25 protein-coding genes and 1 pseudogene are annotated in these 21602 nt (G+C 74.9%); 15 read left to right on the top strand and 11 right to left on the bottom strand.

The window, feature by feature from the left end:
• The first annotated feature begins 90 nt into the window (after positions 1–90).
• Entirely contained in the window at positions 91–2475 is a 2385-nt protein-coding gene (locus tag IEW90_RS08055) for an ATP-binding cassette domain-containing protein (RefSeq protein ID WP_188717637.1), read from the top strand.
• 146 nt (positions 2476–2621) lie between these two features.
• Here the strand turns inward: IEW90_RS08055 and IEW90_RS08060 are convergent, their stop codons facing one another.
• Positions 2622–2876: a hypothetical protein gene (locus IEW90_RS08060; protein ID WP_188717638.1), complete on the bottom strand. Its 255-nt coding sequence runs from the start codon at positions 2874–2876 to the stop codon at positions 2622–2624.
• 101 nt (positions 2877–2977) lie between these two features.
• On the opposite strand from IEW90_RS08060, the gene IEW90_RS08065 reads away from it, so the two are divergent.
• Entirely contained in the window at positions 2978–3514 is a 537-nt protein-coding gene (locus tag IEW90_RS08065; protein ID WP_188717639.1) for a MarR family winged helix-turn-helix transcriptional regulator, read from the top strand.
• A 152-nt stretch (positions 3515–3666) separates the two neighbouring features.
• Here the strand turns inward: IEW90_RS08065 and IEW90_RS08070 are convergent, their stop codons facing one another.
• Both IEW90_RS08070 and IEW90_RS08075 read right to left on the bottom strand, forming a co-directional pair.
• Positions 3667–3975 (bottom strand): hypothetical protein, encoded by a 309-nt coding sequence (locus IEW90_RS08070; protein ID WP_188717640.1) that lies wholly within the window; start codon positions 3973–3975, stop codon positions 3667–3669.
• A 65-nt stretch (positions 3976–4040) separates the two neighbouring features.
• On the bottom strand, positions 4041–4598 hold the full coding sequence (locus IEW90_RS08075) for a DinB family protein (protein ID WP_188717641.1): 558 nt from the start codon (positions 4596–4598) through the stop codon (positions 4041–4043).
• A gap of 115 nt (positions 4599–4713) precedes the next feature.
• Here IEW90_RS08075 and IEW90_RS08080 point away from each other — a divergent pair, with 115 nt between their 5' ends.
• Positions 4714–5118: a hypothetical protein gene (locus IEW90_RS08080; protein ID WP_188717642.1), complete on the top strand. Its 405-nt coding sequence runs from the start codon at positions 4714–4716 to the stop codon at positions 5116–5118.
• Positions 5119–5144: 26 nt separating this feature from the next.
• On the opposite strand, the gene IEW90_RS08085 is transcribed toward IEW90_RS08080, so the two are convergent.
• Positions 5145–5804 (bottom strand): dihydrofolate reductase family protein, encoded by a 660-nt coding sequence (locus IEW90_RS08085; RefSeq protein WP_188717643.1) that lies wholly within the window; start codon positions 5802–5804, stop codon positions 5145–5147.
• A gap of 32 nt (positions 5805–5836) precedes the next feature.
• Positions 5837–6418 carry a class I SAM-dependent methyltransferase gene (locus IEW90_RS08090; RefSeq protein ID WP_188717644.1) on the bottom strand — a complete coding sequence of 194 codons (582 nt, stop codon included), beginning with the start codon at positions 6416–6418 and terminating at the stop codon, positions 5837–5839.
• 166 nt (positions 6419–6584) lie between these two features.
• On the opposite strand from IEW90_RS08090, the gene IEW90_RS08095 reads away from it, so the two are divergent.
• A complete protein-coding gene (locus tag IEW90_RS08095; RefSeq protein WP_188717645.1) occupies positions 6585–7052 on the top strand; it encodes a cupredoxin domain-containing protein in 468 nt (155 codons plus the stop codon).
• Positions 7053–7062: 10 nt separating this feature from the next.
• On the opposite strand, the gene IEW90_RS08100 is transcribed toward IEW90_RS08095, so the two are convergent.
• Together IEW90_RS08100 and IEW90_RS08105 are read right to left on the bottom strand one after the other, a co-directional pair.
• Positions 7063–8034, bottom strand: coding sequence for an IS481 family transposase (locus tag IEW90_RS08100; RefSeq protein WP_188717646.1), 972 nt, complete (start codon positions 8032–8034; stop codon positions 7063–7065).
• A 126-nt stretch (positions 8035–8160) separates the two neighbouring features.
• The gene (locus IEW90_RS08105) at positions 8161–8784 is read right to left on the bottom strand and encodes a hypothetical protein (protein WP_188717647.1); all 624 of its coding nucleotides are present in this window, start codon (positions 8782–8784) and stop codon (positions 8161–8163) included.
• A gap of 105 nt (positions 8785–8889) precedes the next feature.
• Here IEW90_RS08105 and IEW90_RS08110 point away from each other — a divergent pair, with 105 nt between their 5' ends.
• Entirely contained in the window at positions 8890–9081 is a 192-nt protein-coding gene (locus IEW90_RS08110; protein WP_188717648.1) for a hypothetical protein, read from the top strand.
• Between the two features lie 16 nt (positions 9082–9097).
• Here IEW90_RS08110 and IEW90_RS08115 read toward each other — a convergent pair whose 3' ends face one another.
• The gene (locus IEW90_RS08115) at positions 9098–9655 is read right to left on the bottom strand and encodes a dihydrofolate reductase family protein (RefSeq protein WP_188717649.1); all 558 of its coding nucleotides are present in this window, start codon (positions 9653–9655) and stop codon (positions 9098–9100) included.
• Between the two features lie 114 nt (positions 9656–9769).
• On the opposite strand from IEW90_RS08115, the gene IEW90_RS08120 reads away from it, so the two are divergent.
• Positions 9770–10636 (top strand): AraC family transcriptional regulator, encoded by an 867-nt coding sequence (locus IEW90_RS08120; protein WP_188717650.1) that lies wholly within the window; start codon positions 9770–9772, stop codon positions 10634–10636.
• A 19-nt stretch (positions 10637–10655) separates the two neighbouring features.
• Here IEW90_RS08120 and IEW90_RS08125 read toward each other — a convergent pair whose 3' ends face one another.
• The gene (locus IEW90_RS08125) at positions 10656–12635 is read right to left on the bottom strand and encodes a BCCT family transporter (RefSeq protein WP_229679550.1); all 1980 of its coding nucleotides are present in this window, start codon (positions 12633–12635) and stop codon (positions 10656–10658) included.
• Positions 12636–12747: 112 nt separating this feature from the next.
• Here IEW90_RS08125 and IEW90_RS08130 point away from each other — a divergent pair, with 112 nt between their 5' ends.
• Positions 12748–13530 carry a phosphatase PAP2 family protein gene (locus IEW90_RS08130; protein WP_229679551.1) on the top strand — a complete coding sequence of 261 codons (783 nt, stop codon included), beginning with the start codon at positions 12748–12750 and terminating at the stop codon, positions 13528–13530.
• Between the two features lie 141 nt (positions 13531–13671).
• Positions 13672–15186 (top strand): serine/threonine-protein kinase, encoded by a 1515-nt coding sequence (locus IEW90_RS08135; RefSeq protein ID WP_188717651.1) that lies wholly within the window; start codon positions 13672–13674, stop codon positions 15184–15186.
• 222 nt (positions 15187–15408) lie between these two features.
• Here IEW90_RS08135 and IEW90_RS08140 read toward each other — a convergent pair whose 3' ends face one another.
• On the bottom strand, positions 15409–16164 hold the full coding sequence (locus IEW90_RS08140; RefSeq protein WP_188717652.1) for a DinB family protein: 756 nt from the start codon (positions 16162–16164) through the stop codon (positions 15409–15411).
• Between the two features lie 58 nt (positions 16165–16222).
• On the bottom strand, positions 16223–16696 hold the full coding sequence (locus tag IEW90_RS08145; protein ID WP_188718089.1) for an ASCH domain-containing protein: 474 nt from the start codon (positions 16694–16696) through the stop codon (positions 16223–16225).
• Positions 16697–16856: 160 nt separating this feature from the next.
• Here IEW90_RS08145 and IEW90_RS08150 point away from each other — a divergent pair, with 160 nt between their 5' ends.
• The 7 genes and pseudogenes from IEW90_RS08150 (at position 16857) to IEW90_RS08175 (ending at position 21583) form a co-directional block, all read left to right on the top strand.
• The gene (locus IEW90_RS08150) at positions 16857–17477 is read left to right on the top strand and encodes a hypothetical protein (RefSeq protein WP_188717653.1); all 621 of its coding nucleotides are present in this window, start codon (positions 16857–16859) and stop codon (positions 17475–17477) included.
• Entirely contained in the window at positions 17474–17989 is a 516-nt protein-coding gene (locus tag IEW90_RS08155) for a hypothetical protein (RefSeq protein WP_188717654.1), read from the top strand. The genes IEW90_RS08150 and IEW90_RS08155 overlap by 4 nt, the downstream gene beginning before the upstream one ends.
• Before the next feature lie 103 nt (positions 17990–18092).
• Positions 18093–18545 carry a YciI family protein gene (locus tag IEW90_RS08160; protein WP_308421870.1) on the top strand — a complete coding sequence of 151 codons (453 nt, stop codon included), beginning with the start codon at positions 18093–18095 and terminating at the stop codon, positions 18543–18545.
• Positions 18546–18586: 41 nt separating this feature from the next.
• Positions 18587–18745: pseudogene (locus IEW90_RS13835) on the top strand (RNA polymerase subunit sigma-70); the annotation flags it as partial.
• 71 nt (positions 18746–18816) lie between these two features.
• Positions 18817–19464, top strand: a complete 648-nt coding sequence (locus IEW90_RS08165; protein ID WP_229679553.1) for a DUF6596 domain-containing protein — start codon at positions 18817–18819, stop codon at positions 19462–19464.
• A 48-nt stretch (positions 19465–19512) separates the two neighbouring features.
• Entirely contained in the window at positions 19513–20754 is a 1242-nt protein-coding gene (locus tag IEW90_RS08170) for an MFS transporter (RefSeq protein WP_188717655.1), read from the top strand.
• 37 nt (positions 20755–20791) lie between these two features.
• Positions 20792–21583 (top strand): DUF4184 family protein, encoded by a 792-nt coding sequence (locus tag IEW90_RS08175; protein ID WP_188717656.1) that lies wholly within the window; start codon positions 20792–20794, stop codon positions 21581–21583.
• The last annotated feature ends 19 nt before the right edge of the window (positions 21584–21602 follow it).

Raw genomic sequence — 21602 nt, forward strand, 5'->3', positions numbered from 1 at the left:
CACGGCCGAGGAGGGCCGGGGGAGGGGAGCGGCCGTCACCGGCGTGTGGTTGCATCGGATCCTCGCACCTCCACGCCGGACGGAGATCCCATGAGCGCGCCCGACCGCACCGCACACGTCCCCACCGACGCGCACGCCGCCGACAGCCACGAGCGCATCCGCGTCGAGGGCGCCCGCGAGCACAACCTCAAGGACATCAGCGTCGAGCTGCCGAAGCGCCGGCTGACGGTGTTCACGGGCGTCTCCGGATCCGGCAAGTCATCGCTCGTCTTCGGCACGATCGCCGCCGAGTCGCAGCGCATGATCAACGAGACGTACAGCACCTTCGTGCAGGGCTTCATGCCGACGATGGCGCGGCCCGACGTCGACGTGCTCGAGGGGCTCACGACCGCGATCATCGTCGACCAGGAGCGGATGGGCGCGAACTCGCGCTCGACCGTCGGCACCGTCACCGACGCGAACGCGATGCTGCGGATGCTGTTCTCGCGCCTCGGGCAGCCGCACGTCGGCTCGCCCAACGCGTTCTCGTTCAACGTGCCCTCGGTCTCCGGCAAGGGCGCCGTGACGGTCGAGAAGGCCGGACGCACGACCAAGGAGCGGGCGGAGTTCAGCGTGCTCGGCGGCATGTGCCCGCGCTGCGAGGGCATGGGCTCCGTGACCGACATCGACCTGACACAGCTCGTCGACGACTCGAAGGCGCTGCTCGAGGGCGCCATCACGGTGCCCGGCTACACGGCCGACGGCTGGTACGTGAAGATCTTCGGCGCGGTCGTGCCGCTCGACGTGCCGGTGCGCGAGTTCACGGCGAAGCAGCGCGACGACTTCCTCTACGGCAGCGCCCGCAAGGTGAAGCTCGAGAACATCAACATGACGTACGAGGGCCTCGTGCCCAAGGTGCAGAAGTCGATGCTGCAGAAGGACCGCGAGTCGATGCAGCCGCACATCGGCGCCTTCGTCGACCGCGCCGTCACCTTCCAGACCTGCCCCGACTGCGACGGCACCCGGCTCGCGGCGCACGCGCGCGAGTCGCGCATCGCCGGCGTCTCGATCGCCGACGCGTGCCGCATGCAGATCGACGTGCTCGCCGAGTGGGTGCGCGGGCTCGACGAGCCCTCGGTCGCGCCGCTGCTGCGCGGGCTCTCGCACCTGCTCGACTCCTTCGTCGGCATCGGCCTCGGCTACCTCTCGCTCGAGCGGCCCTCCGGCACGCTCTCGGGCGGCGAGGCGCAGCGCACGAAGATGATCCGGCACCTGGGCTCGTCGCTCACCGATGTCACGTACGTCTTCGACGAGCCGACCGTGGGCCTCCACCCGCACGACATCCAGCGCATGAACCGGCTGCTCGAGCGCCTGCGCGACAAGGGCAACACCGTGCTCGTCGTGGAGCACAAGCCGGAGACGATCGCGATCGCCGACCACGTCGTCGACCTCGGTCCCGGCGCGGGCTCGCACGGCGGCGAGATCTGCTTCGAGGGCACCGTCGAGGCGCTGCGGGCGAGCGGCACGCTCACGGGGCGCCACCTCGACGACCGCGCGACGCTCAAGGACGCCGTGCGCGAGCCGAGCGGATGGCTCGAGGTGCGCGGCGCGAGCGGCAACAACCTCCAGGACGTCGACGTCGACCTGCCGCTCGGCGTGCTGTGCGTCGTCACGGGCGTCGCCGGCTCGGGCAAGAGCTCGCTCATCCACGGCGAGATCGCGCCGCGCGACGGGGTCGTGGCGATCGACCAGGGCGCGATCCGCGGCTCGCGGCGCTCGAACCCGGCCACCTACACGGGCCTGCTCGAGCCCATCCGGAAGGCGTTCGCGAAGGCGAACGGCGTGAAGCCGGCGCTCTTCAGCGCCAACTCGGAGGGCGCGTGCCCCGTGTGCAACGGCGCGGGCGTGATCGTCACCGATCTCGGGTTCATGGACACGGTGTCGACGCCGTGCGACGAGTGCGAGGGCAAGCGCTTCCAGGCGGCCGTGCTCGAGTACCGGCTCGGGGGCCGCGACATCAGCGAGGTGCTCGACATGAGCGTCGCGGAGGCGTCGGCGTTCTTCGCCGAGGGCGACGCGGCGCTGCCCGCGGCGCACGCCATCCTGGTCCGCATGGTGGACGTCGGCCTCGGCTACGTGAAGCTCGGCCAGCCGCTCAACACGCTCTCGGGCGGCGAGCGGCAGCGGCTGAAGCTCGCGACCCACCTGGGGGAGCGGGGCGGCGTCTACGTGCTCGACGAGCCGACGACCGGCCTGCACCTCGCCGACGTCGAGAACCTGCTCGGGCTGCTCGACCGGCTCGTCGAGTCCGGCAAGTCCGTCATCGTGATCGAGCACCACCAGGCAGTCATGGCGCACGCCGACTGGATCGTCGACCTGGGCCCGGGCGCAGGGACCGACGGCGGCCGCGTCGTGTTCTCGGGCGCGCCGCAGCGGCTCGTCGACGAGCGCTCGACCCTCACGGGCGAGCACCTGGCCGCGTACGTGGGCGCCTGACCGTCGGTCAGCGGACGGCTGTCCGCCGGCTCAGCGGCCGATCGCGACGACGCGCGCGCCGGCGGAGAGCCAGGGGCGCCGGAGCACCGGGGCGACGATCGTGGGCACCGGGGGAGCGGCAGGCTCCCGCAGCGTCGTCGCCGCGCTCACGCGCGGCCGGCCGTGAAGGCCGCCTGCGCCGCCTCGAGCGTCGCGTGGCGGCCGAGGGACGCGCCCTCGCCGTCGACGGCGACGTACTCGCCGAACGCGTGCTCGATGAAGCCGTGGAACGTCGTGGTGCCGTCGGCGTGGCGCGAGGCGACCCACAGGTCCTCGCCGGGCGTCGCCCAGACGAGGTCGGCGGCGCCGCTGTGCGCAGTGCCGAGGATGGCGGTGGAGCTCGCGACCATCAGCTGCGTCATGGTGCATGTCCCTTCGACCGGAAACGGTTAGTTCGTCGATCGAAAGATACAACGCTCTACCGACCTGTGGCAAACTTGCTCCAGGAGAGGAGAACGACGCCATGACGACCGAGATGCACGCCCGGACCTCGAGCGGGTACTGGTACCCGGAGCACGGGTCGCCGTCGAGCGTCGACGTCCTCAACCTGCTGCGCCGGTACCGATCGGCGGAGGCCGCCATGCGGGCGCGGACGCGCTCGTCGATGGCGATGGGCGAGACCGACCTGCTGGCCCTGCGGCTGCTGCTGCAGGCGCAGCGCAACGGCGAGCTCATGCGGCAGCGCGACCTCGCGACGGCGCTCGGCCTCGCATCCGCCTCTGTCACGGCGCTCGTCGACCGCCTCGTCAAGACGGGCCACGTACGCCGCGAGCCGCACCCGGACGACCGGCGCGCCACGATCGTCGTGCCGACCACCGACACCGACGACGAGGTGCGTGCGACGCTCGGCGCGATGCATCGGCGGATGATCGACATCGTCGACGCGCTGAGCGACGACGAGCGCCGAGCCGTGGCGATCTTCCTCGAGCGCATGGCCGAGGCCGTCGACCGCATCGACGAGCACGACGCGCCGGAGACCGGTCCGATCCTGATGGCCTGAGCCGGCGCGCCGCATCGGGCCGCGGCGTCAGCCGGGCCGCGCGGACCCGCTTCTCGCCGCACGTCGATAGCGCCGATAATGCACATTATGTCGGATCAAGGCTCGCGGCCGACGGGTCTGCACTGCCCCGGCGGCGGTGCTGAAGGGGTCGGTCAAGAAATCGTCGGGGTCCACCGCGCGGCATGCTTCGGCCAGCTCGACGCATCGACGCGATCCAGGTCGATGCCGCGGAGTCGGACCAGCAGGACGTCATCCGCTGCGCGGGTCACAGCCCAGACGCTTGGCGACCGGCCGTGCGCGTTGGCCTCAGCCCACGCGAGCACCTCGTCGACATCGGCGCCGCGGAGCTCCCACTCATCGTTGGAGAGTCCACCGGTCCGGTCGTCCCAGAAGTAGACGCGGTACGTGGGCTCATCCTCCTGGTGCGTCTGGTCGCGAGGATCGATCGGGCGGGCGTGCATGGCTCGAGCCTAGGACCGCCCGCCCGGCGCTCCCCCGGCGGCTGGCCCCACCGCGGCACGGATCCTCACTGCCCCGTGCGGCCGTCGATGCGCTCGCGCAGCAGGTCCGCGTGCCCGCAGTGGCGCGCGTACTCCTCGAGCATGTGCACGACGACGCCCCGCGCCTCCCACGGCTCTCCCGGGATGAAGCGATGGCCGAGGTCGTCGTACCGCGCGTACACGGCCCGCGCGTGCGCCACCTCGCGCTCCCACGACCGCCACGCCTCCCCCACGCACTCCTCCGTCGGCACCGCTCCGTCGAAGTCGAGGTCGGGTTCCTCGGTGCTCGCGTAGAGCGGCGGCAGCTCGCCCTGCCCCTCGAGCGTGCGCCGGAACCAGTGGTGCTCCATGCGCGCGAGGTGCCGGACGAGCCCGAGGAGGCTCATCGTGCTCGGCGGGACCGACCGATCCGCCAGCTGCGCCGGCGTCAGCCCATCGCACTTCATCGCGAAGGTCGTCCGGTACCGGTCGAGGTACTGGCGCAGCGTCACCACCTCCCCCACCGGTAGCTCGTCGGTCTCGCGCGGATCGTCGGCGGGATCGACCCAGAAGGCGCGGCGGGCGGGCGGGGCGTCGTCGACCATGGCGTCAGTCCATCAGCGCCGCGGCCGACGGGCAACCGGGCGTCGGCCTTCCGAACCCTCGACCCGGTCGGTGTGCTGCGCCGAACGCCCGGGCGCTGTCCGGCATGCTGTCGGGATGGCACGGGCGAAGCGGCGGCGCGAGCAGGCGGCGGATGCGGCCGGCACGACCGTCGTCGTCTGCCGCGGTGGCGACTGCGGCAGCCGCGCCAAGCATCCGGACATCGACCACGTCGGGCTGCTGCGCGAGGCGCGCGAGCGGCTCGAGGGCGTCGCCCGCGTGCTGCCGAGCGCGTGCCTCGACGCCTGCGAGCGCTCGAACGTGGTGGTGGTCGTGCCGCCCGACGAGGAGCCGGTGTGGATCGGCGAGGTGCTCGATGCCGACACGAACGCCGCGGTCTGCTCCTTCGTGCGCGACGGCGGCCCGAGCGCGGCGGCCGAGCCGATCGAGGTCGAGCTGCGGATGTTCCGCCCGACGCGGCGCAACCGGCAGGAGCTCGAGCACGAGCTCGGCGGCGACTGACGCCCGGCCCGCCGGACGGAGGTGGCTCAGCGGCGTCGCGTCCAGACCTGGTGCACGACACCGGTCGGCGACGCGGTCGTCTCGACGTCGAAGCGATCCTCGAGGCCCTCGAGCCCGTCCCACAGGCGGACGCCGCGGCCGAGCACGATCGGCACCACCACGACGTGCAGGAGGTCGACGAGGTCGGCCTCCAGGAACGCGCGGACCGTCGTGGGGCCGCCGCCGAGCCGCACGTCGCGCCCGTCGGCGAGCTCGGCGGCGAGCGCGAGCGCCTCCGCGGGCGCGAGGTCGCGGAACGTGAACGTCGTCCCGCCGAGCACGAGGTCGGGCCGCGGATGGTGGGTGAGGACGACGACCGGGGTGTGGAAGGGCGGCTCGGGCCCCCACCAGCCCTGCCACTCGTGGTCCTGCCACGGGCCGGTCTGCGGGCCGAACTTGCCGCGCCCCATGATCTCGGCGCCGATCCCGATCTCCGTGGCGGCCGCGAACGCGTCGTCGACGCCGCGCGCGCCCTCGCCCACCGCCTCGTCCTCGTGGCCGGCCATCGCCACGAACGTCCGGGTCGGGAAGAACCACGACATCAGGCGCCCGCCCGCGTGCCCGAAGGGCGCCTCGACCGTGCGCCCCTCCCCCGTCGCGAAGCCGTCGATCGAGACGGCGAGGTTGTGGACCCGCAGCTGCGCCATCCGCTCACGCTAGCGGCGGCGGGCGCGACGGGTCAGCGATCGCTCACGAGCAGGTAGCGCTCGTCGTCGATCGGCCGACCCCAGAGGGCCGGACCGGCGAGGTGCGTCAGCTCGACGTGCGCGCGCCGAGCCTGCACCAGGGCCTCGCAGTCCGCCGCCGTCAGGCCCGCGCCCGTCGACCAGCGGCCCTCGACCAGCACGAGCCGGCCGCCCGGCCGCAGCAGCGCGAGCCAGCGGTCGAGCGCGACCGCGGGGTCCGGCGTCGCCCACAGCACGTGGCGCGAGAGCACGACGTCGAACGAGCGCGGCGCCAGGGGCGGCGCCGACGCGTCGGCCTCGAGCAGCACCGGTCGCGGCTCGACGCCGTGGGCCTTCGCCCTCGCCTGCGCGAGCATCGCAGGCGAGAGGTCGATGCCGGTGACGCGGTGCCCCTCCCCCGCGAGCAGCACCACGAGGCTCCCCGTGCCGCAGCCGAGGTCCGCCACGTCGCACGGCGCGTCACCGACGACCTGCACGAGGAGGCTGCGCCATGCCTCGCGCACGTCGGGGTCGCGGAGGCCGTGGTCGGCCGGCTCGTCGTACCGCTCCGCCTCGGCGTCCCAGACCTCGCGCATGCCCCGACCCTAGGCCCGCGCGGGGCGTTCGCCGGCTCGATCGCGCCCATCCGCGCCGGCGTCCGCACCGAACCCCTCGCAGCGACGTTCCCGGGTGCCTCGCACCCGCGGGGCGTAGCGTCCCCGCCGACGCGGCACCGACGCCGCACCACCAGGAGGTCGTCCCATGGCTCGCATCCGCCCCACCCTCGCTGCCGTCGCCGCGGCCCTGCTCCTCGCCGGGTGCAGCAGCCCCGCGACCCCCGACGCCTCCTCCACCGAGGCGCCGCCGAGCGCCACGACCGGCGCGACGAGCGACGCAGGCAGCGGCAGCGGCAGCGACGACGCATCGTCGATGGCGCTGATGGCCGTGGTCGGCACCGCCGACGACCCCGAGGCCTACGAGATCTCCATCACCGACGCCGATGGCCAGCCCGTCACCTCGGTGCCCGCCGGCGACTACGAGCTGACCTTCGTCGACGAGTCGACGATGCACAACTTCCACCTCATGGGACCGGGCGGCGTCGACATCGCGACGGACGTGGCGGGCAGCGACACCTCGACCGTCGAGGTCACGCTCGAGCCGGGCACCTACGAGTACCTGTGCGACCCGCACCCGAGTTCGATGACCGGCACGCTCGAGGTCACCGGCTAGCTGTACCCGGTCAGCAGGTTGGTTGCGTTCTGCTGGCGGGTGGTGTGCCGTGGGCGGAGTGGGTGCGTCGAGTGTTGTAGTGCTCGAGCCAGGGCGCAAGGGCTGCCGTGCGGTCGGCGTTGCTGGTGAACGGTCGCCGGTAGGCCCATTCGGTGGCGAGGGTGCGGTTGAAGCGTTCGACCTTGCCGTTCTGCCAGGGGCAGCGGGGCTTGATGAACAGCTGCTCCGCCCCGAGCGCCGCGACCGCGGTGCGGAACGCGCGCGAGTGGCGGTAGGCGAACGCGTTGTCGGTGATGACCTGCTCGATGCGGTCGAGGCCGTGGCTGGCGAAGTGGTCGGCTGCGCGGGTCAGGACCCCGGCCGCGGTCGCGCCCTTCTCGTCGGCGTGGATCTCGGCGTAGGCGAGCCGGGAGTGGTCGTCGACGACGGCGTGGATGTAGTCGTAGCCGAGGCCGTGCTTGCGGTCTCGGTTGTCGCCGGGCCCGCCGCGGCCGTTCGCGCGCCAGCCGCCGCCGTCCGGGATGCGGCCGAGCTTCTTGACGTCCATGTGGACCAGCTCGCCGGGCCGCTCGCGCTCGTAGCGGGTCGCCGTCTGCTTCGAGGACCGGATCAGCTGCCCGGTCATCGGATCCAAGGCCGACAGCGGCGGGGCGCCGCGGCGGGCGAGGATGCGCGAGACGGTCCGCGGCGCGACCGGCACGAGCTCCGCGATCCGGTCGCGGCCCAGCCGCTCGGCCGAGCGCAGCGCGAGCACCCGCTCCTCGACTGCGGCCGGCGAGCGCGTCGGGGACCGTCGGGGCCGGGACGAACGGTCGACGAGCCCGGCGTCGCCCTCGACGCGCCAGCGGCCGATCCAGCGAGCGACGCAGCGGCGCGAGCAGCCCATCGCTGCCGCGATGTGGGCCTGCCGCCAGCCGGCCAGGTGCCGGTCGATGATCAACCGCCTCCCGCGCGGGGTCAGACGAGCATTAGCGTGGGACACGAGGACCTCCGTTGGTCGGTGAAGCGTGAACAACTCCACTCAACCCGCGGGGGTCCTCCTCATGCCACCAGCAGTGCCACCAACGTCATGACCGGATACAGCTAGCGGCCCGGCTGGACGGCCGGGTCAGCCCTGCCCGGGGCCGCCGAGGCCCTCGCCCGGCGCCGGCGTCGGGCACGCGGTGGCCTCGCCGAACGCACCGGCGTGGGCGTGGATCACGATGCCGTCGTCGCTCGGCGCGAACTCGATCGCCATGCCCTCGAGCGACGCGAGGTCGGGCACGTGGCCGATGAGCCCGCTCGTCAGCGCCGGGTCGTGCTCCATCGGCATCGTGCCCGTCGCGATCAGCCCGTCGGCGACGTTCGCGGCGAGCCGATCGTGGGTGTCGGCCACCGTCCAGCCGTCGACCGCCCAGTAGCGGTCGGCGAATGCCATCGGCGCGCACCACCAGTCGGTGGACGCCCAGTCGAGACCGGGCGCGGTGCCCGGATCCTCGTCCCAGGCGACGGCCTCGTCCGGCATGGGCAGCGAGTCGAGCCACCCGTCGGCGCGCGCCTGCGCCACGGGATCGACCGACAGGCCCTCGGCGGCGGCCTCGAGTGCAGCCGCCTGCGCGAACACGTCGGGCGGCGTCGGCGCAGCCGTCGGCGCGGCGTCCGCCGCGGTGCTCGCCTCGTCGCTCGGTGCGGGCGCCGCTCCCCCGCTCGCGGCGCAGCCGGCGAGCACGCCGATCGACCCGAGGGCTGCCATGACGATGAGGGATGCTCGCTGACGCATGTCCGGACTGGAGCCGAGCGAGGCCGCCGAGCACAGCCCCTCGGGCGCTCCTCGGCCGACGGCCGGTAGGCTGGCGGCATGCGCCTGATCACGGAAGCCGCCCACGACGCGATCGTCCCGCTCGACGAGCCGATGAACCTCGTGGTGCTCGGCCTCGTGGCGCTCGGCACCCTCGCGACCGTCGCGCTCGTCGCCGCGCTCGCCGCCTCGACGCTCGACCGCCGCGTCATCGACGCCGCGCCGGGCGGCCGCGGCCACCGCGCCCAGTAGCCGGCGCGCCGAGCGCTCAGCGCGCGCGGTAGCGCGCGTAGAGCAGCCCGTTCGCGAAGGCCCGCTGCTCGACGAGCTCGAGGTCGAGCCGCACGCCGTCGGGGAAGAAGCGCGTGCCTCCGCCGACCACGCTCGTGGTCATGAACAGGTGGTACTCGTCGACGAGGCCTGCCCGGATCGCCCGCGCCGCGAGCGTCGGGCCGTCGATCGAGAGGTCGTGCGGCGACGCGTCCTTGAGCCGCCGCACGGCCTCCGGCTCGAACGACCGCACCACGCGTGTGCACTCGCTCGCCACGCGCTCGAGCCTCGTCGAGAAGACGACCTTCTCGGCGGCGCGCCAGTCGCGCGCGTAGTCGAGGATGTGCTGCGGCACGTCGGGCTGCTCGTGGACGGTCTCCCAGAAGAGCATCGTCTCGTACATGCGCCGGCCGTACAGGAAGGTGCCGACGTCGCGGAACGCATCGCCGATGAAGGCGTGCACCTCCTCGTCCTCGGCGCCGCGCCCGAGGTCGCCGTCGGCCGCGACCGCGTAGCCGTCGAGCGACGTGATCATGCCGTAGTGCAGCCGCGCCATGCGGCCAGCGTCGCCGACCGCCGTCGGTCGCGCAAGCGCCCGATCCGAGCGGTCCGGGATGATCGGGTGCGCACCGTCACCGCCCGCCAGGCTCGGATGCGGAGGAGGACCGACATGATCGAGCACCTGAACCGCGTCGTCGCGGTCGTCGAGGCGTCGCTCGCGGACGACCCTGACGTGGCGTCGCTCGCGCGCTCCGTCGGGACGACCGAGCACCACCTGCGCCGCATGTTCTCGTCGCTCGCCGGCCTGCCGCTGTCGGAGTACGTGCGGCGGCGCCGCATGACCGCGGCAGCCGCCGACGTGCTGCGCGGCGACGAGCCGCTGGACGTGGCGGTGCGGCACGGCTACGGCTCGACCGAGGCCTTCGGCCGTGCGTTCGCGGCCGTGCACGGCGCCACGCCGCGCGAGGTGCGCGAGCATGGCGGCCCCCTCCGATCGCAGCAGCAGCTCAGGTTCCGCCTGACCGTCGAAGGGAGCACGTCCATGGACGTCCGCATCGCAGAACGCCCCGCCTTCCGCCTCATCGGCCTCGCCGCGCGGGTGCCGCTCATCCACGAGGGGGTGAACCCGCACATCCGGGCCCACGTCGCGTCGATTCCTGCCGAGCAGCACGCTCGGCTGCGCGCGCTGAGCGGTGCAGAGCCCGCGGGCCTCCTGCAGGTCACCGCCGACGTCGATCCCGACGCACGGGAGGGCACGGAGCTGACCTACCTCCACGGCGTCGCCGTCGAGGCGGCCGCGACCGTGCCCGACGACCTCGACGCCATCGCCGTGCCGGCCGGCACCTGGGCGGCGTTCCGCAGCTCGGGCGCGCACCCCGGCGCCCTGCAGGCGACGTGGGCGGCGACGGCAGCGGAGTGGTTCCCGTCGAACCCGTGGCGGCTCCGCCCCGGACCGTCGATCGTCGCCGTGCTGGATCGCGCGGACGACTGGAGCACCGCCACGACGGAGCTCTGGCTGCCCGTGGAGCGCGCCTGACCCGCGCGGGGCGCGGCCGTCAGCGGCGCTCCGCGTCCCCCTCGTCCGTCGCCTCGCCCGCGGCCCCGTCGGCCCGGGCCTCGGCCTCGGCCTGCTCGAGGTCGAGTGCGGCCTGCGATGCCGCGAACTCCGGGGTGTCGAAGACCTCGCCGGCGATGGGGTCCTGCACCACCCGCTCCTCGTCGAGGGTCGCGACGCCGTCGGCGTCGAGGTCGACCGCGGCGGAGGGCACCTCGTGGAGCGCGACGAGGAACTCGCCCGACGGCGCGGTGGGCGCCGGCTCCTCCTCGCGCCGCGACAGGCCGGCGAAGGTCGTCGAGATCTCGCGCCGCCAGCTGCGGCGCGGTGCCGCCTCCGGCGCGGCCGGCGCCTCGCCGCCGAGCTGCAGCCCGCCGCCCGAGGCGATGCGCGCCCGCATGTAGCGCGGCGTGTTGGCCACCTCGTAGTGGAAGGCGCGCAGCAGCGAGATGCACGCGAGCACCATGATGATCGAGAACGGCACGGCCGTGGCGATCGCCGCCGTCTGGAGTGCGGTGAGCGCTTCGGAGCCGCCGACGACGAGGAGCACGCCCGCCGCGCCGGCCGCGATCGCGACCCAGAGGAGCCGCGTGAGGCGCGGCGTCGTGGTCGCCCCGCCGGTGGCGAGGATGTCGACGACGAGCGCACCGGAGTCGGCCGACGTCACGAAGAAGAAGACGATGATGACGATCGCGAGCACGCTCGTGATCGTCGCGAGCGGGTACGTCTCGAGCAGGTGGAACAGCGACGTGTTCGTGTCGACCTCGCCGTCCACGAGCATGTCGCCCTCGGTCAGCTGCCGCAGGATCGCGGAGTCGCCGAAGATCGAGAACCAGAGGATGCCGATGATCGTCGGCGCCAGCAGCACGCCGAACACGAACTGCCGGATGGTGCGGCCTCGGGAGATGCGGGCGATGAACATGCCGACGAACGGCGCCCAGCTCATCCACCAGCCCCAGTAGAAGATCGTCCAGGCGCCCGCCCAGCCGTCGGTCGCGAGCGGCCACGTCTCGAGGCCGATGCCGGGCAGCGACGCGATGTAGGAGCCGGTGTTCGCGACCATCGACTGCAGGATCACGAGCGTCGGCCCGAGGGCGAGCACGAAGAGCGCGAGCACGGCCGCGAGCGACATGTTGATGTTCGAGAGCCACTTGAGACCGCGGTCGAGGCCGGACACGACCGAGAACGCTGCGAGCGCCGAGACTCCCGCGATGAGCGCGATCGAGAGCCCCGGCGTCGCCTCGAGCCAGCCGAGGAACTCGAAGCCCGCCATGATCTGCTGCACGCCGAGTCCCAGCGAGGTCGCGACGCCGAACACCGTGCCGACGATGGCGACGACGTCGATCGCGTGCCCCATCCAGCCCTCGACGCGGTCCCGGCCGAGCATCGGCTCGAGCAGCCAGCGGATCGAGAGCGGCCGGCCGCGGCGGAAGGTCATGTAGGCGAGGCCGAGCCCGACGACGACGTAGATCGCCCAGGCGTGCAGGCCCCAGTGGTACAGGGTGAGGTCCATCGCGAGGCGGCCGGCCGTTGCGGTGCCGGGCTCGACGCCCGCACCCTCCGGCGGCGTCGTCATGTGCGACAGCGGCTCGGCGACCGAGTAGAAGACGAGGCCGATGCCCATGCCCGCCGAGAACAGCATCGTGAACCACGACACCGTCGAGAACTCCGGCTCCTCGTCGTCGCGTCCGAGGCGGATGCTGCCGATGCGGGAGAGCCCGACGTAGAGGGCGAAGATCACGAAGGCCGAGGCCGCGAGGATGTACCACCAGCCGACGCCGCTCGTGATGGCCTGGTTGAGCACCGTGAACGCGTCGCCGCCGGTCTGCGAGTACACGATGGCGAACGTCGTGAGCGCGACGATGAGCACGATCGCGGGGATGAAGACCGGCTTGCTCAGCTGCCGCCAGACGACGGGGGGCGACCAGTCCCGTCGGAGCTGCGACTCGGTGCCTGCGCCCATCTGGGTGCCATCGGACATGCGGGCCTCCTGCGTCCGGCCCTGGGACGATCGGTGCTGCGGAGCGGGCCGCCGACGACCGTACCGCCGTGCGCTGGACGCAGTCTGGTCGGTGCGGCCCTACAGTGACCCCATGCACGCAACCCGCACCGAGGCCGACACGAGCCGGATGACCGCCTGGCGCCGGAAGCTGACGGTCGAGGAGCGCTACATCCCGCGCGAGGAGCGACGCGCGCTCTACACCGGCGCGGTCTTCGTCGCGGTCGTCGGCGCGGCGATCTTCACGACGATGCTCGTCGGCGTCCTCACCGGGGGCGGCGCCGCCCTCCTCGACGACCCGGTGCGGCAGTGGATCCTCACCCTGCGCGACGCGCAGGAGACCTCGGTGATGGCCGTGCTCGCCTTCGTCTTCGGCCCCGTCGCGATGCCCGTCATCGTGCTCGTCGTCGGCGTCGCCTGGGCGATCTTCGCCACCCACGCGTGGCGGCCGTTCCTGCTGTGGTGCGGGATGGGCGTCGGGGTGGTGACGGCGCTCACCATGGCGCCGATCGTGCAGCACCCGCGGCCGCCGGTCGACGAGATGCTGCTCCACGTCGACCGCACGTTCTCGTTCCCCTCGGGCCACGTGCTCGGCGCCTGCGACTTCCTGCTCATCACCGCCTTCCTCGTCGCGTCGCGCGAGCGCCGCACGTGGGTGCGCGTCGCGCTCCTCGTGCTCGCCGTCGCGGGCATCGTCACGCAGATCTACAGCCGCCTGTACCTCGGCTACCACTGGCTCACCGACGTGCTCGGCTCGCTCGGCATCTCGCTCGTGATCCTGGGCCTCGTGATCGCGGTCGACACGTGGCGCACCGCGCGCGTCTCCGGCGAGCCGGTCACGGGCGAGCTCTCCTCGGTGCAGCGCGACGGCACCTGATCCGGCGCTCGCGGCAGCGCTCCCAGGCCGCGCACCGGCGGGCCTGCGAGGATGCCGGGGTTCGGGGTTCCGAGATCCGCCCTGCGACCGCCGCGCGACCCGCGCGCACCACGCGGGCCGTGCACAGCACTGGAGGACGCGATGCACGCACACGGGGCCCTGGAGCCGGGCACGCTGCTCGCCGAGCGCTACCGGGTGGACGCCCTGGTCGGCGCGGGCGGCATGGCCGCCGTGTACCGCGCGACCGACGAGGTGCTCGGCAGGCCCGTCGCCGTCAAGGTGCTCGCCGGCGGCCACGCCGATCCCGCCGCCGCGCAGCGCGAGCGCGCCGAGCTGCAGCTGCTCGCCTCGCTCGACCACCGCGCGCTCGTCACGCTCTTCGACGCCGCCGAGGCGCACGTCGACGCCGCCCCGGTCACGTGCCTCGTCATGGAGCTCGTCGACGGCCCCTCGCTCGCGACCCGGCTCGCGGAGGGACCGATCGAGGCCGACGAGGTCGCGGCGATGGCGCTCGACCTCTCGCAGGCGCTCGCCGTCGTGCACGAGCACGGCGTCGTGCACCGCGACGTCAAGCCCGCCAACATCCTGCTCGGCCCCTCCCCCGGCCCCGGCCGCGCCTTCGCCGCCAAGCTCGCCGACTTCGGCATCGCGGCGCTCGTCGATTCCACCCGCATCACCGCCACCGGCACCGTGCTCGGCAGCGCCGGCTACCTGAGCCCGGAGCAGACGAGCGGCCAACGCGTGGGCCCGCCGGCCGACGTGTACTCGCTCGGCCTCGTCCTGCTCGAGTCGCTCACCGGGCGCCAGGAGTTCGAGGGGCCGCTGCTCGAGGCGGTCTCGGCCCGGCTCGTGCGCGACCCCGTCATCCCCGTCTCCCTCGGCGCCCCCTGGACGGCGCTGCTGGCCGCCATGACGGCGCGCGACCCCGAGGCGCGGCCGACCGCCGCGGAGGTGGCGGCCCGGCTCGACGCCGCTCCCGCCTCCGGGCCGGACGCCGCGCTGCCGATCGCCGTCGAGACCGCGGCGATCGCGACGCCGACCGAGGTCGCGGGCATCGTCGCGGCGTCGACGGCGCCGCTGCCCACGGCGGCACGGTCCGACGCGTCGGACGAGGGCGAGGCGGCGACCCGTGCCGTGCCGATCGGGGCCGGGCTGCCGGCGGCCGCGACGGGGGCCGACGTCACAGCCCCCGCCGCACCGCTGCGCAAGCGCAGGAAGGCCGCGTGGATCGTCGCCGCGGGCGCGGTCGTGGCCGTCGCCGCAGGCGGCGCCGCCGTGGCGATGACGAGCCAGCAGGCGCCCGCGGAGGGCGAGGCGACGACGAGCCAGACGCCCGAGCCACCGGCCGCCACCGCCTCCGCGCCGCCCGGCGCGCCGACCGAGGATGCGCCCGACGCGCCCGCGCCCGACGAGCCCGCCGCGCCGACGGACGAGGCGCCGTCGCCGACGCCGACCCCCACCCCGACGCCCGACGCGCCCGCGCCGACGGCGCCCGCAGAGCCGACGCCGACCGAGCCAGCTCCCGTCGAGCCCGCGCCGACCGAGCCCGCACCGGTCGATCCGGCTCCGGTCGATCCCGCGCCGACGGAGCCCGCGCCGGAGGAGCCGGCGCCGGGCGGCGACACCGGCACGGCGCCCAGCGAGCCCGCCGGCTGAGCGCGCCAGGGCCCACCGCTGAGGCGCGCGCCCGATCGCGGCGGTCCGCGTCAGGCCACGAGGGTGCCCGCGGCGCGGAGCCGCTCGCGCGCGCCGCGCCAGGGCTCGTCCCAGCGCATCGCGGCGGGCTCGAGTCGCTCACGGGGCGGCACGAGTGCCCGGGCACGCTGCTCGAGAGCCTCAGCGCCCGGCTCGCCACCCCGCCGGCCCAGCCCTGTCGGCTCAGCTCCGAGCGCGCGCCTCGAGCACCGCGAGGTCGCGCTCGGCGTAGCGGTGGTGCTCCCACTCCTCCTCGAGGATCGTGTGGAGGCAGGAGCGGACCGTCTCGGGGAACTCCGGCGCCCACGTGTTCCGGCGCGGCTCGTCGAGCAGCTCGGGCGTCGCATCGCGCAGCAGCGCGTCGACCATTGCGACGCGCTCGGCGCGCACCTCGAGCACCCGCGCCCAGCTCGGCGACGCCTCCGAGAACACCGCGGGGTCGTTGCCGTCGGCGGCGTACTCCTCGTTGGGCTGGCCGATCGGGTGGAACGGCGCATCGATGCCCAGGATCCCGCGGCGCAGCCACGCATCCGTCGCCATCACGAGATGCCGCAGCGTCTGCGAGAACGACCACTCCCCCGCGACGCGCTCGTCGACGGCACCGTCCGGCAGCGCCTCGGCGCGCGCGATCGACGCGTGCCACGTGCGCTGCACCGCGTCCCAGCTCTCGCGGAGCCCGGCGAGCTCCTCGGCGCGTCGCAGCCCCCGGCCGGGGTAGCGCACGTCGAGCGCGGTGTCGACGAGCGGCGCGACATCGACGCCGTTCACGAGCAGCGTGCTGTGGCCGTCGAGCAGCCAGGGCGCGTCGATGTCGGCGCCCGCGAGCTCGACGCCGCGCATCACCGCGCCGGAGAGGTCGGTGCGCACGAATCGCGCGCCGCGCAGCCGCACGCCGACGAGCTCGGCGCCCGAGAGGTCGTCGCCCTCGAATCGCGTCATGGCTCGAACGATGCCACGCGCCGCCGACGCGCGCACCCGACGCGCGGTGCGGCGGCCGTCAGCCGGCGCGGACGGGGCCGTCGGCGTGCTCCGGCGGCCACACGACGACGAAGCGCTCGAAGACGATCTCGTCGTCCTCCGACCACGTCGCCCCGCGCGCGGCAGCGGTGCGCCGCCAGTACCGCGCGTGGCCCTCGCGCCACGCCTCGAGCGAGCCGTCGTCCTCCGCCTCGTCGGCCGCGAAGGCGGCGTCGGCGCTCGCGAACGGGCCGATGCGCAGCTCGGTGCTGCGGATGACGATGCGCGGCACGCCCGCGCCGTCGCACGCGATCCAGTGCGAGCCGATCGCGGGCAGCGCGTCGCCGCGCGCGAGGAACTCCGAGACGAGCTCGGCCGTGGCGCGCTTGCGGCCCGAGAGGACGAGGCCCAGCAGCTCGTCGGCGAGCGCTGCCGAGTCGCCGAAGCCCTCCACGGTGTGCCCGGGGGCCGCGGCGACCGCCTCCGGGTGCGCGGCGGCGTACGCCGCCCACATCGCCGTCGCGGCGGTGAGGTCGGGATCGGCGGCGGGGCGAGGGGATGCATCGGTCACCCGCCGATCCTCGCACCTCCCGCGCCGCCGCGACCTCCGTTGCTACAGTCGGGCCATCGATCCGGGGGCACTGCCCCGCACTCCCCAGGCACCGGAGCCGCCGATGGACGCAGACCGCATCCCGCACCGCACGCTGCTGCTCGGCGGCGCGCTGCTCGCGATCGCCGGCAGCGTCGCGCTGCTCCACGCCTCCGCCCCCGCGCTCGACGCCCCGGTCTGGCTGCAGCCCGCGCTCGCCGGCGCCCTCGTGCCGGCGGTCGCCGCGCTGCTGCTCTTCGCGGGCATGGCGGTGCTCGGCATCGGCATCGGCGCCGAGCGCGGGATCGCGGGCCGACGGCTCCCGGCGATCGCGCTCGTCGTCGCCTCGGGCGCCGCGTGGCTCGTGCCGAACCTGCTGTCCGTGCTGCCCCCGGAGGGTCCGCTCCCGCTGCCGGTCGGCACGCTGGTGCCGCTCGTGCTCCTCGGGCTCGCGCTCGCGGCCGCCGTCGCGGTGCTCGCGGCCGGGCGCGTGCCGGGACCGGCGCGCTGGGCGCTCGTGCTCGTCGCCCTGTGCCAGGCGGTGGCGGCGCTCGCGTCGATCGGGCCCACGGAGGAGCTGGCGATGCTCGGCCTCCGGCTCGCGCCGCTCTGGCCCGCCTCCATCGCCGTCGCCGGAGTCATGCTGCTGGCCGCGGGACGCATCCGCATGCCCCAGCGGCGCGTGCCGGAGCGGCGCGCCGCGTGACCGACGCCGACGCCGCGGCGCTCGAGGGCGCCCGCGCCGCGCTGCGCGACGCGGCCTCCCGGCTCGCGGCGGCCGGGGCCCGCGAGGAGGCGCTCGCCGAGCTCGTGGAGCCGCGCCCAGTGCTCGGCATCGCCCGCGCGCCCAGGATGCGACGGATCGGCCGTGCGTGGCGGCTCGGGGCGCTGCTCCTCGACGCCGACGGCCAGCTTTGGAGCACCGGCCTCTCGACCCGCGTCGCCGAGCCGGGCCGGCCGCAGCACCTCTCGAGCTCGGCCGAGCAGCGGCGCGCGTTCCGCGCCGCTGCGCTGCGCGGCGGCTTCCGCATGGGCGAGACCGTCAACCACGGCATCGTGCCGATCCCCCTCGACGAGTCGCTCATCGGCGGCGACGGCCCGCTGCGCATCCGCGACGGCGAGGCGACCGTGCGCTGGGGCACCGACGCCCCGGTGCCGCTCGAGCGCTACCTCGCCGATCTCGGCGACCTGCTATCGCACCCGCCCGAGGGGGCCTGAGGACGGATCCGGGCGGATCTGTCGACCGGGATGTGTCGATCGGCGCGGTGCTCGATCGTCATCCACCCAGATGCGTCCCGCATCCCAGACGGAGGAGATCGACATGAGCGACACCACCACGACCGATGCCAGGATCGCCGCAGAGGCCACGACCGGAGCGATCGACCGCGAGGAGTCGACGATGCGCTGCACGCTGCTGCTGCACTACCCCGAGATGCTCGGCGAGCTCGACGAGGCGTCGATGGAGGCGGGCCGCGCGGCCTTCGCCGACTACGCCGCGACGCTCCACGCCGCGGGCGTGCTCGTGAGCGGCGAGGTGCTCCAGCCCTCGCACGCGACCACGACGCTGCGCGAGGTCGACGGCGCGCTGCGCGTGCAGGACGGCCCGTTCGCGGACTCGAAGGAGCAGCTCGGCGGCACCTTCGTCATCGAGGTCGCCGACCTCGACGCGGCGATCGAGTGGGCGAAGCGGGCGCCGAGCGTCGGCTGGGGCGCCGTCGAGGTGCGGCCGAGCGCCACCCACGTCGTCGACGGGCGCTGGGTCGGCGCCCTGTGACGGGCCAGGTGACGGGCGCGCCGTGACCGGCGCCGCGACGGATGCGGCCGCGGTCGCCGCGAGGGTCGCCCGCGAGTCGCGTGCGCGGCTCGTCTCGATCCTCGCGGCGCCCTCGCGGCGCCCACGCGCTCGCCGAGGACGCGCTGCAGGCGGCGCTCGAGGAGGCGCTGCGACGCTGGCCGGACGACGGCGTGCCGGAGCGGCCGGAGGCGTGGATCCTCACCGTCGCCCGCAACCGGCAGCGCGATGCGCTGCGGGCGCCCGCCGCGCGATGCCGGAGCGCCTCGACGCCGTGCTCGAGGCGATCTACGGCTGCGCCGCGCTCACCTGGCGCGACGACGCGCGGTCGATGGCGGGCGAGGCGCGCCACGCGGCGATGGCGCTCGCGGCGGCGCTCGGCGACGAGCGGGAGGCCTGGGGCCTCGCGGCGGTCGTCTCGCTGTCGCTCGCGCGGCGGACGGCGTCGTTCGTGCCCCTCGACGAACAGGATCCGGCGGCGTGGGATGCGGCGCTGCTGGCCGAGGGCCGAGCGGCGCTGCGACGCGCGCAGGGCGCCGGCGCGCCGGGGCGCTTCGAGCTCGAGGCGGCCATCCAGGCCGTGCACTGCGCGCGGCGCGAGACGGGCGCGACCGACTGGGCGGCGCTGCGCACGCTCTACGACGCGCTCCTGCTCCGCGCTCCGACTGCGGGCGCCGCGATCGCGCGCGCCGCGGTCGTCGGCCGGCTCGACGGGCCGGAGACGGGCCTCGCCGCGCTCGGCGACGAGCGGCCGATGCAGGCCTGGTGGTCGGTGCGCGCGGCGCTGCTCGCCGCCGCGGGTCGGGCCGACGACGCGCGAGCGGCCGCGGCCCGCGCAGCGGCGATGACGGCCGACGAGGCGGTGCGAGTGCACCTGCTCGAGGCGGCCGGCGGCGGCTGACCGGATCACCGCGCGCGTTGGCGGCACTCGGTGTGTCATCATGTGCGCATGAACGCAACTACGCAGACAGAGGGCTCGCTGCGGTCGGTGCTCGCGAACCCGACGTACCGCCGGCTGTTCTCCGCGCAGGTCGTCGCGCTGCTCGGCACCGGCCTCCTCACCGTGGCGCTCGGCCTGCTCGCGTTCGACATCGCGGGCGACGACGCCGGCCTCGTGCTCGGCCTCGCCCTGACCATCAAGATGGTCGCCTACGTCGGCGCCGGCCCCGTGCTCGCCGCCCTCACGTGGCGGGTGCCCCGCAAGGCGCTGCTCATCGGCGCCGACGTCGTGCGCGGCGCCGTCGCGCTCCTGCTCCCGCTCGTCACCGAGGTGTGGCAGGTCTACGTCCTCATCCTCGTGCTGCAGTCCGCGTCGGCGACGTTCACGCCCGCGTTCCAGGCGCTCGTCCCCGAGGTGCTCCCCGACGAGCGGCAGTACACGCGGGCGCTCTCGCTCTCGCGCCTCGCGTACGACCTCGAGGCGCTCGTGAGCCCGGCCCTCGCGGCGGCGCTCCTGACCCTCATCACGTTCCACGAGCTCTTCCTCGGCACGGTGCTCGGCTTCGCGCTCTCGGCCGTGCTCGTCGGGGCGGCCCGCCTGCCCGTCGTCGAGCCCGCGCGCGCCGCGCCCTTCCTCGACCGCCTCACGCGCGGCGCCCGCATCTTCTGGCGCACGCCCGAGCTCCGGGCGCTGCTCGCGCTCGACCTCGTGGTCGCCGCACCGACGGCGCTCGTCATCGTCGACACGGTCGTGCTCGTGCAGGCCGAGCTCGGCCGCCCGCAGCCCGACGTCGCGCTGCTCCTCGCCGCCTACGGCGCCGGCTCGATGCTCGTCGCGCTGCTCCTCCCCCGCATCCTCGACCGGATCGACGACCGCCGCGTCATGCTCGCCGCATCCGGGCTCACGGTGCTCGGGATGGCGGCGGCCGCCGCGGCGATCCTGCTCGGCGCGGGCTGGGTCGCGCTCCTCGCGGCGTGGGCGGTGCTCGGCGCTGCGAACGCGGGCATCCTCACGACCGCACCGCGCCTGCTGCGGCGCGCCGCCGACTCCGAGACCCGCCCGGCGGTCTTCGCCGCGCAGTTCTCGCTCTCGCACGCGTGCTTCCTCATCACCTACCCGCTCGCGGGCGTGCTCGGCACGGCGATCGGCGTCGGCGCGACCGCGGCGGTGCTCGGCGGCGTGGCGCTCGTCGCGGCCCTCGTCGCGACGGCCGCGTGGCGGCCCGCGGTCGTCGGCGCGCCGCGCGGATGATCCAGCCCCGTGCGGTCGCGGCCGCGAGGATGGTCGGGTGCCGTTCACCCTCTCGCACCCGGCCGCGGTGCTGCCGCTGCTCCGACGTCCCTGGAGCGCGCCCGCCCTCGTCGCTGGCGCGATGGCGCCCGACGCGCCGTACTTCCTCGGCCGGCTCGGCATCCCCGTCAGCGCGCAGTCCTGGTACGAGCCCCTCCTCAACGCGACCACGAGCCACGCGCCGCTCGGCGCGCTGACCGTCTCGCTGCCGCTCGCGCTCCTCGCGACGGCCCTCCTGCTCGCGACGGCCGCGCCCGTGCGGGCCGCGCTCCCCGCCTCGACCGCGGGCCTCGTCCCGCCGCGTCGTCCGGTGCCCACCGCCCTCGGCTGGATCCTGCTGTCGTGCGCGGTCGGCATCGCGACGCACCTGGCGTGGGACGCCGTCACGCACGGCGACGGCTGGGTCGTGCAGGCGGTCCCCGTGCTGCAGGCGCCCACGGGGATCGGCGACCTCAGCTGGGCACGCCTGCTCCAGCACGCGAGCACCGCGCTCGGCCTCGTCGCGATCGCGTGGTGGCTGCACGCGCGCCGCTCGCGGCTGCCGCTGCGCGCGCATCCGGACGAGGCGCGCCGCGCGGCCGTCGCGGTCGTCGCGCTCGTCGTCGTCGCCGCCGTCGGCGCGGGGCTCGGGGCGCTGCCCGTCGCCGCCGACGGCGGCGGCCGGCTCGAGCTGCTGCTCTCGAGCGCCGCGAAGGGCGCCGGGCTCGCCGTGCTCATCGCCGCCGTGACGGCGGTCGCAGCGTGGTGGGCCGCCCGGGCCGCGCTCGCGATGCGGCGCTCGCGGCGCTGAGCGCGGCCATGGGCGGCGC

It is taken from the genome of Agrococcus terreus (assembly GCF_014645235.1).
In the GTDB taxonomy this organism is placed as follows: domain Bacteria; phylum Actinomycetota; class Actinomycetes; order Actinomycetales; family Microbacteriaceae; genus Agrococcus; species Agrococcus terreus.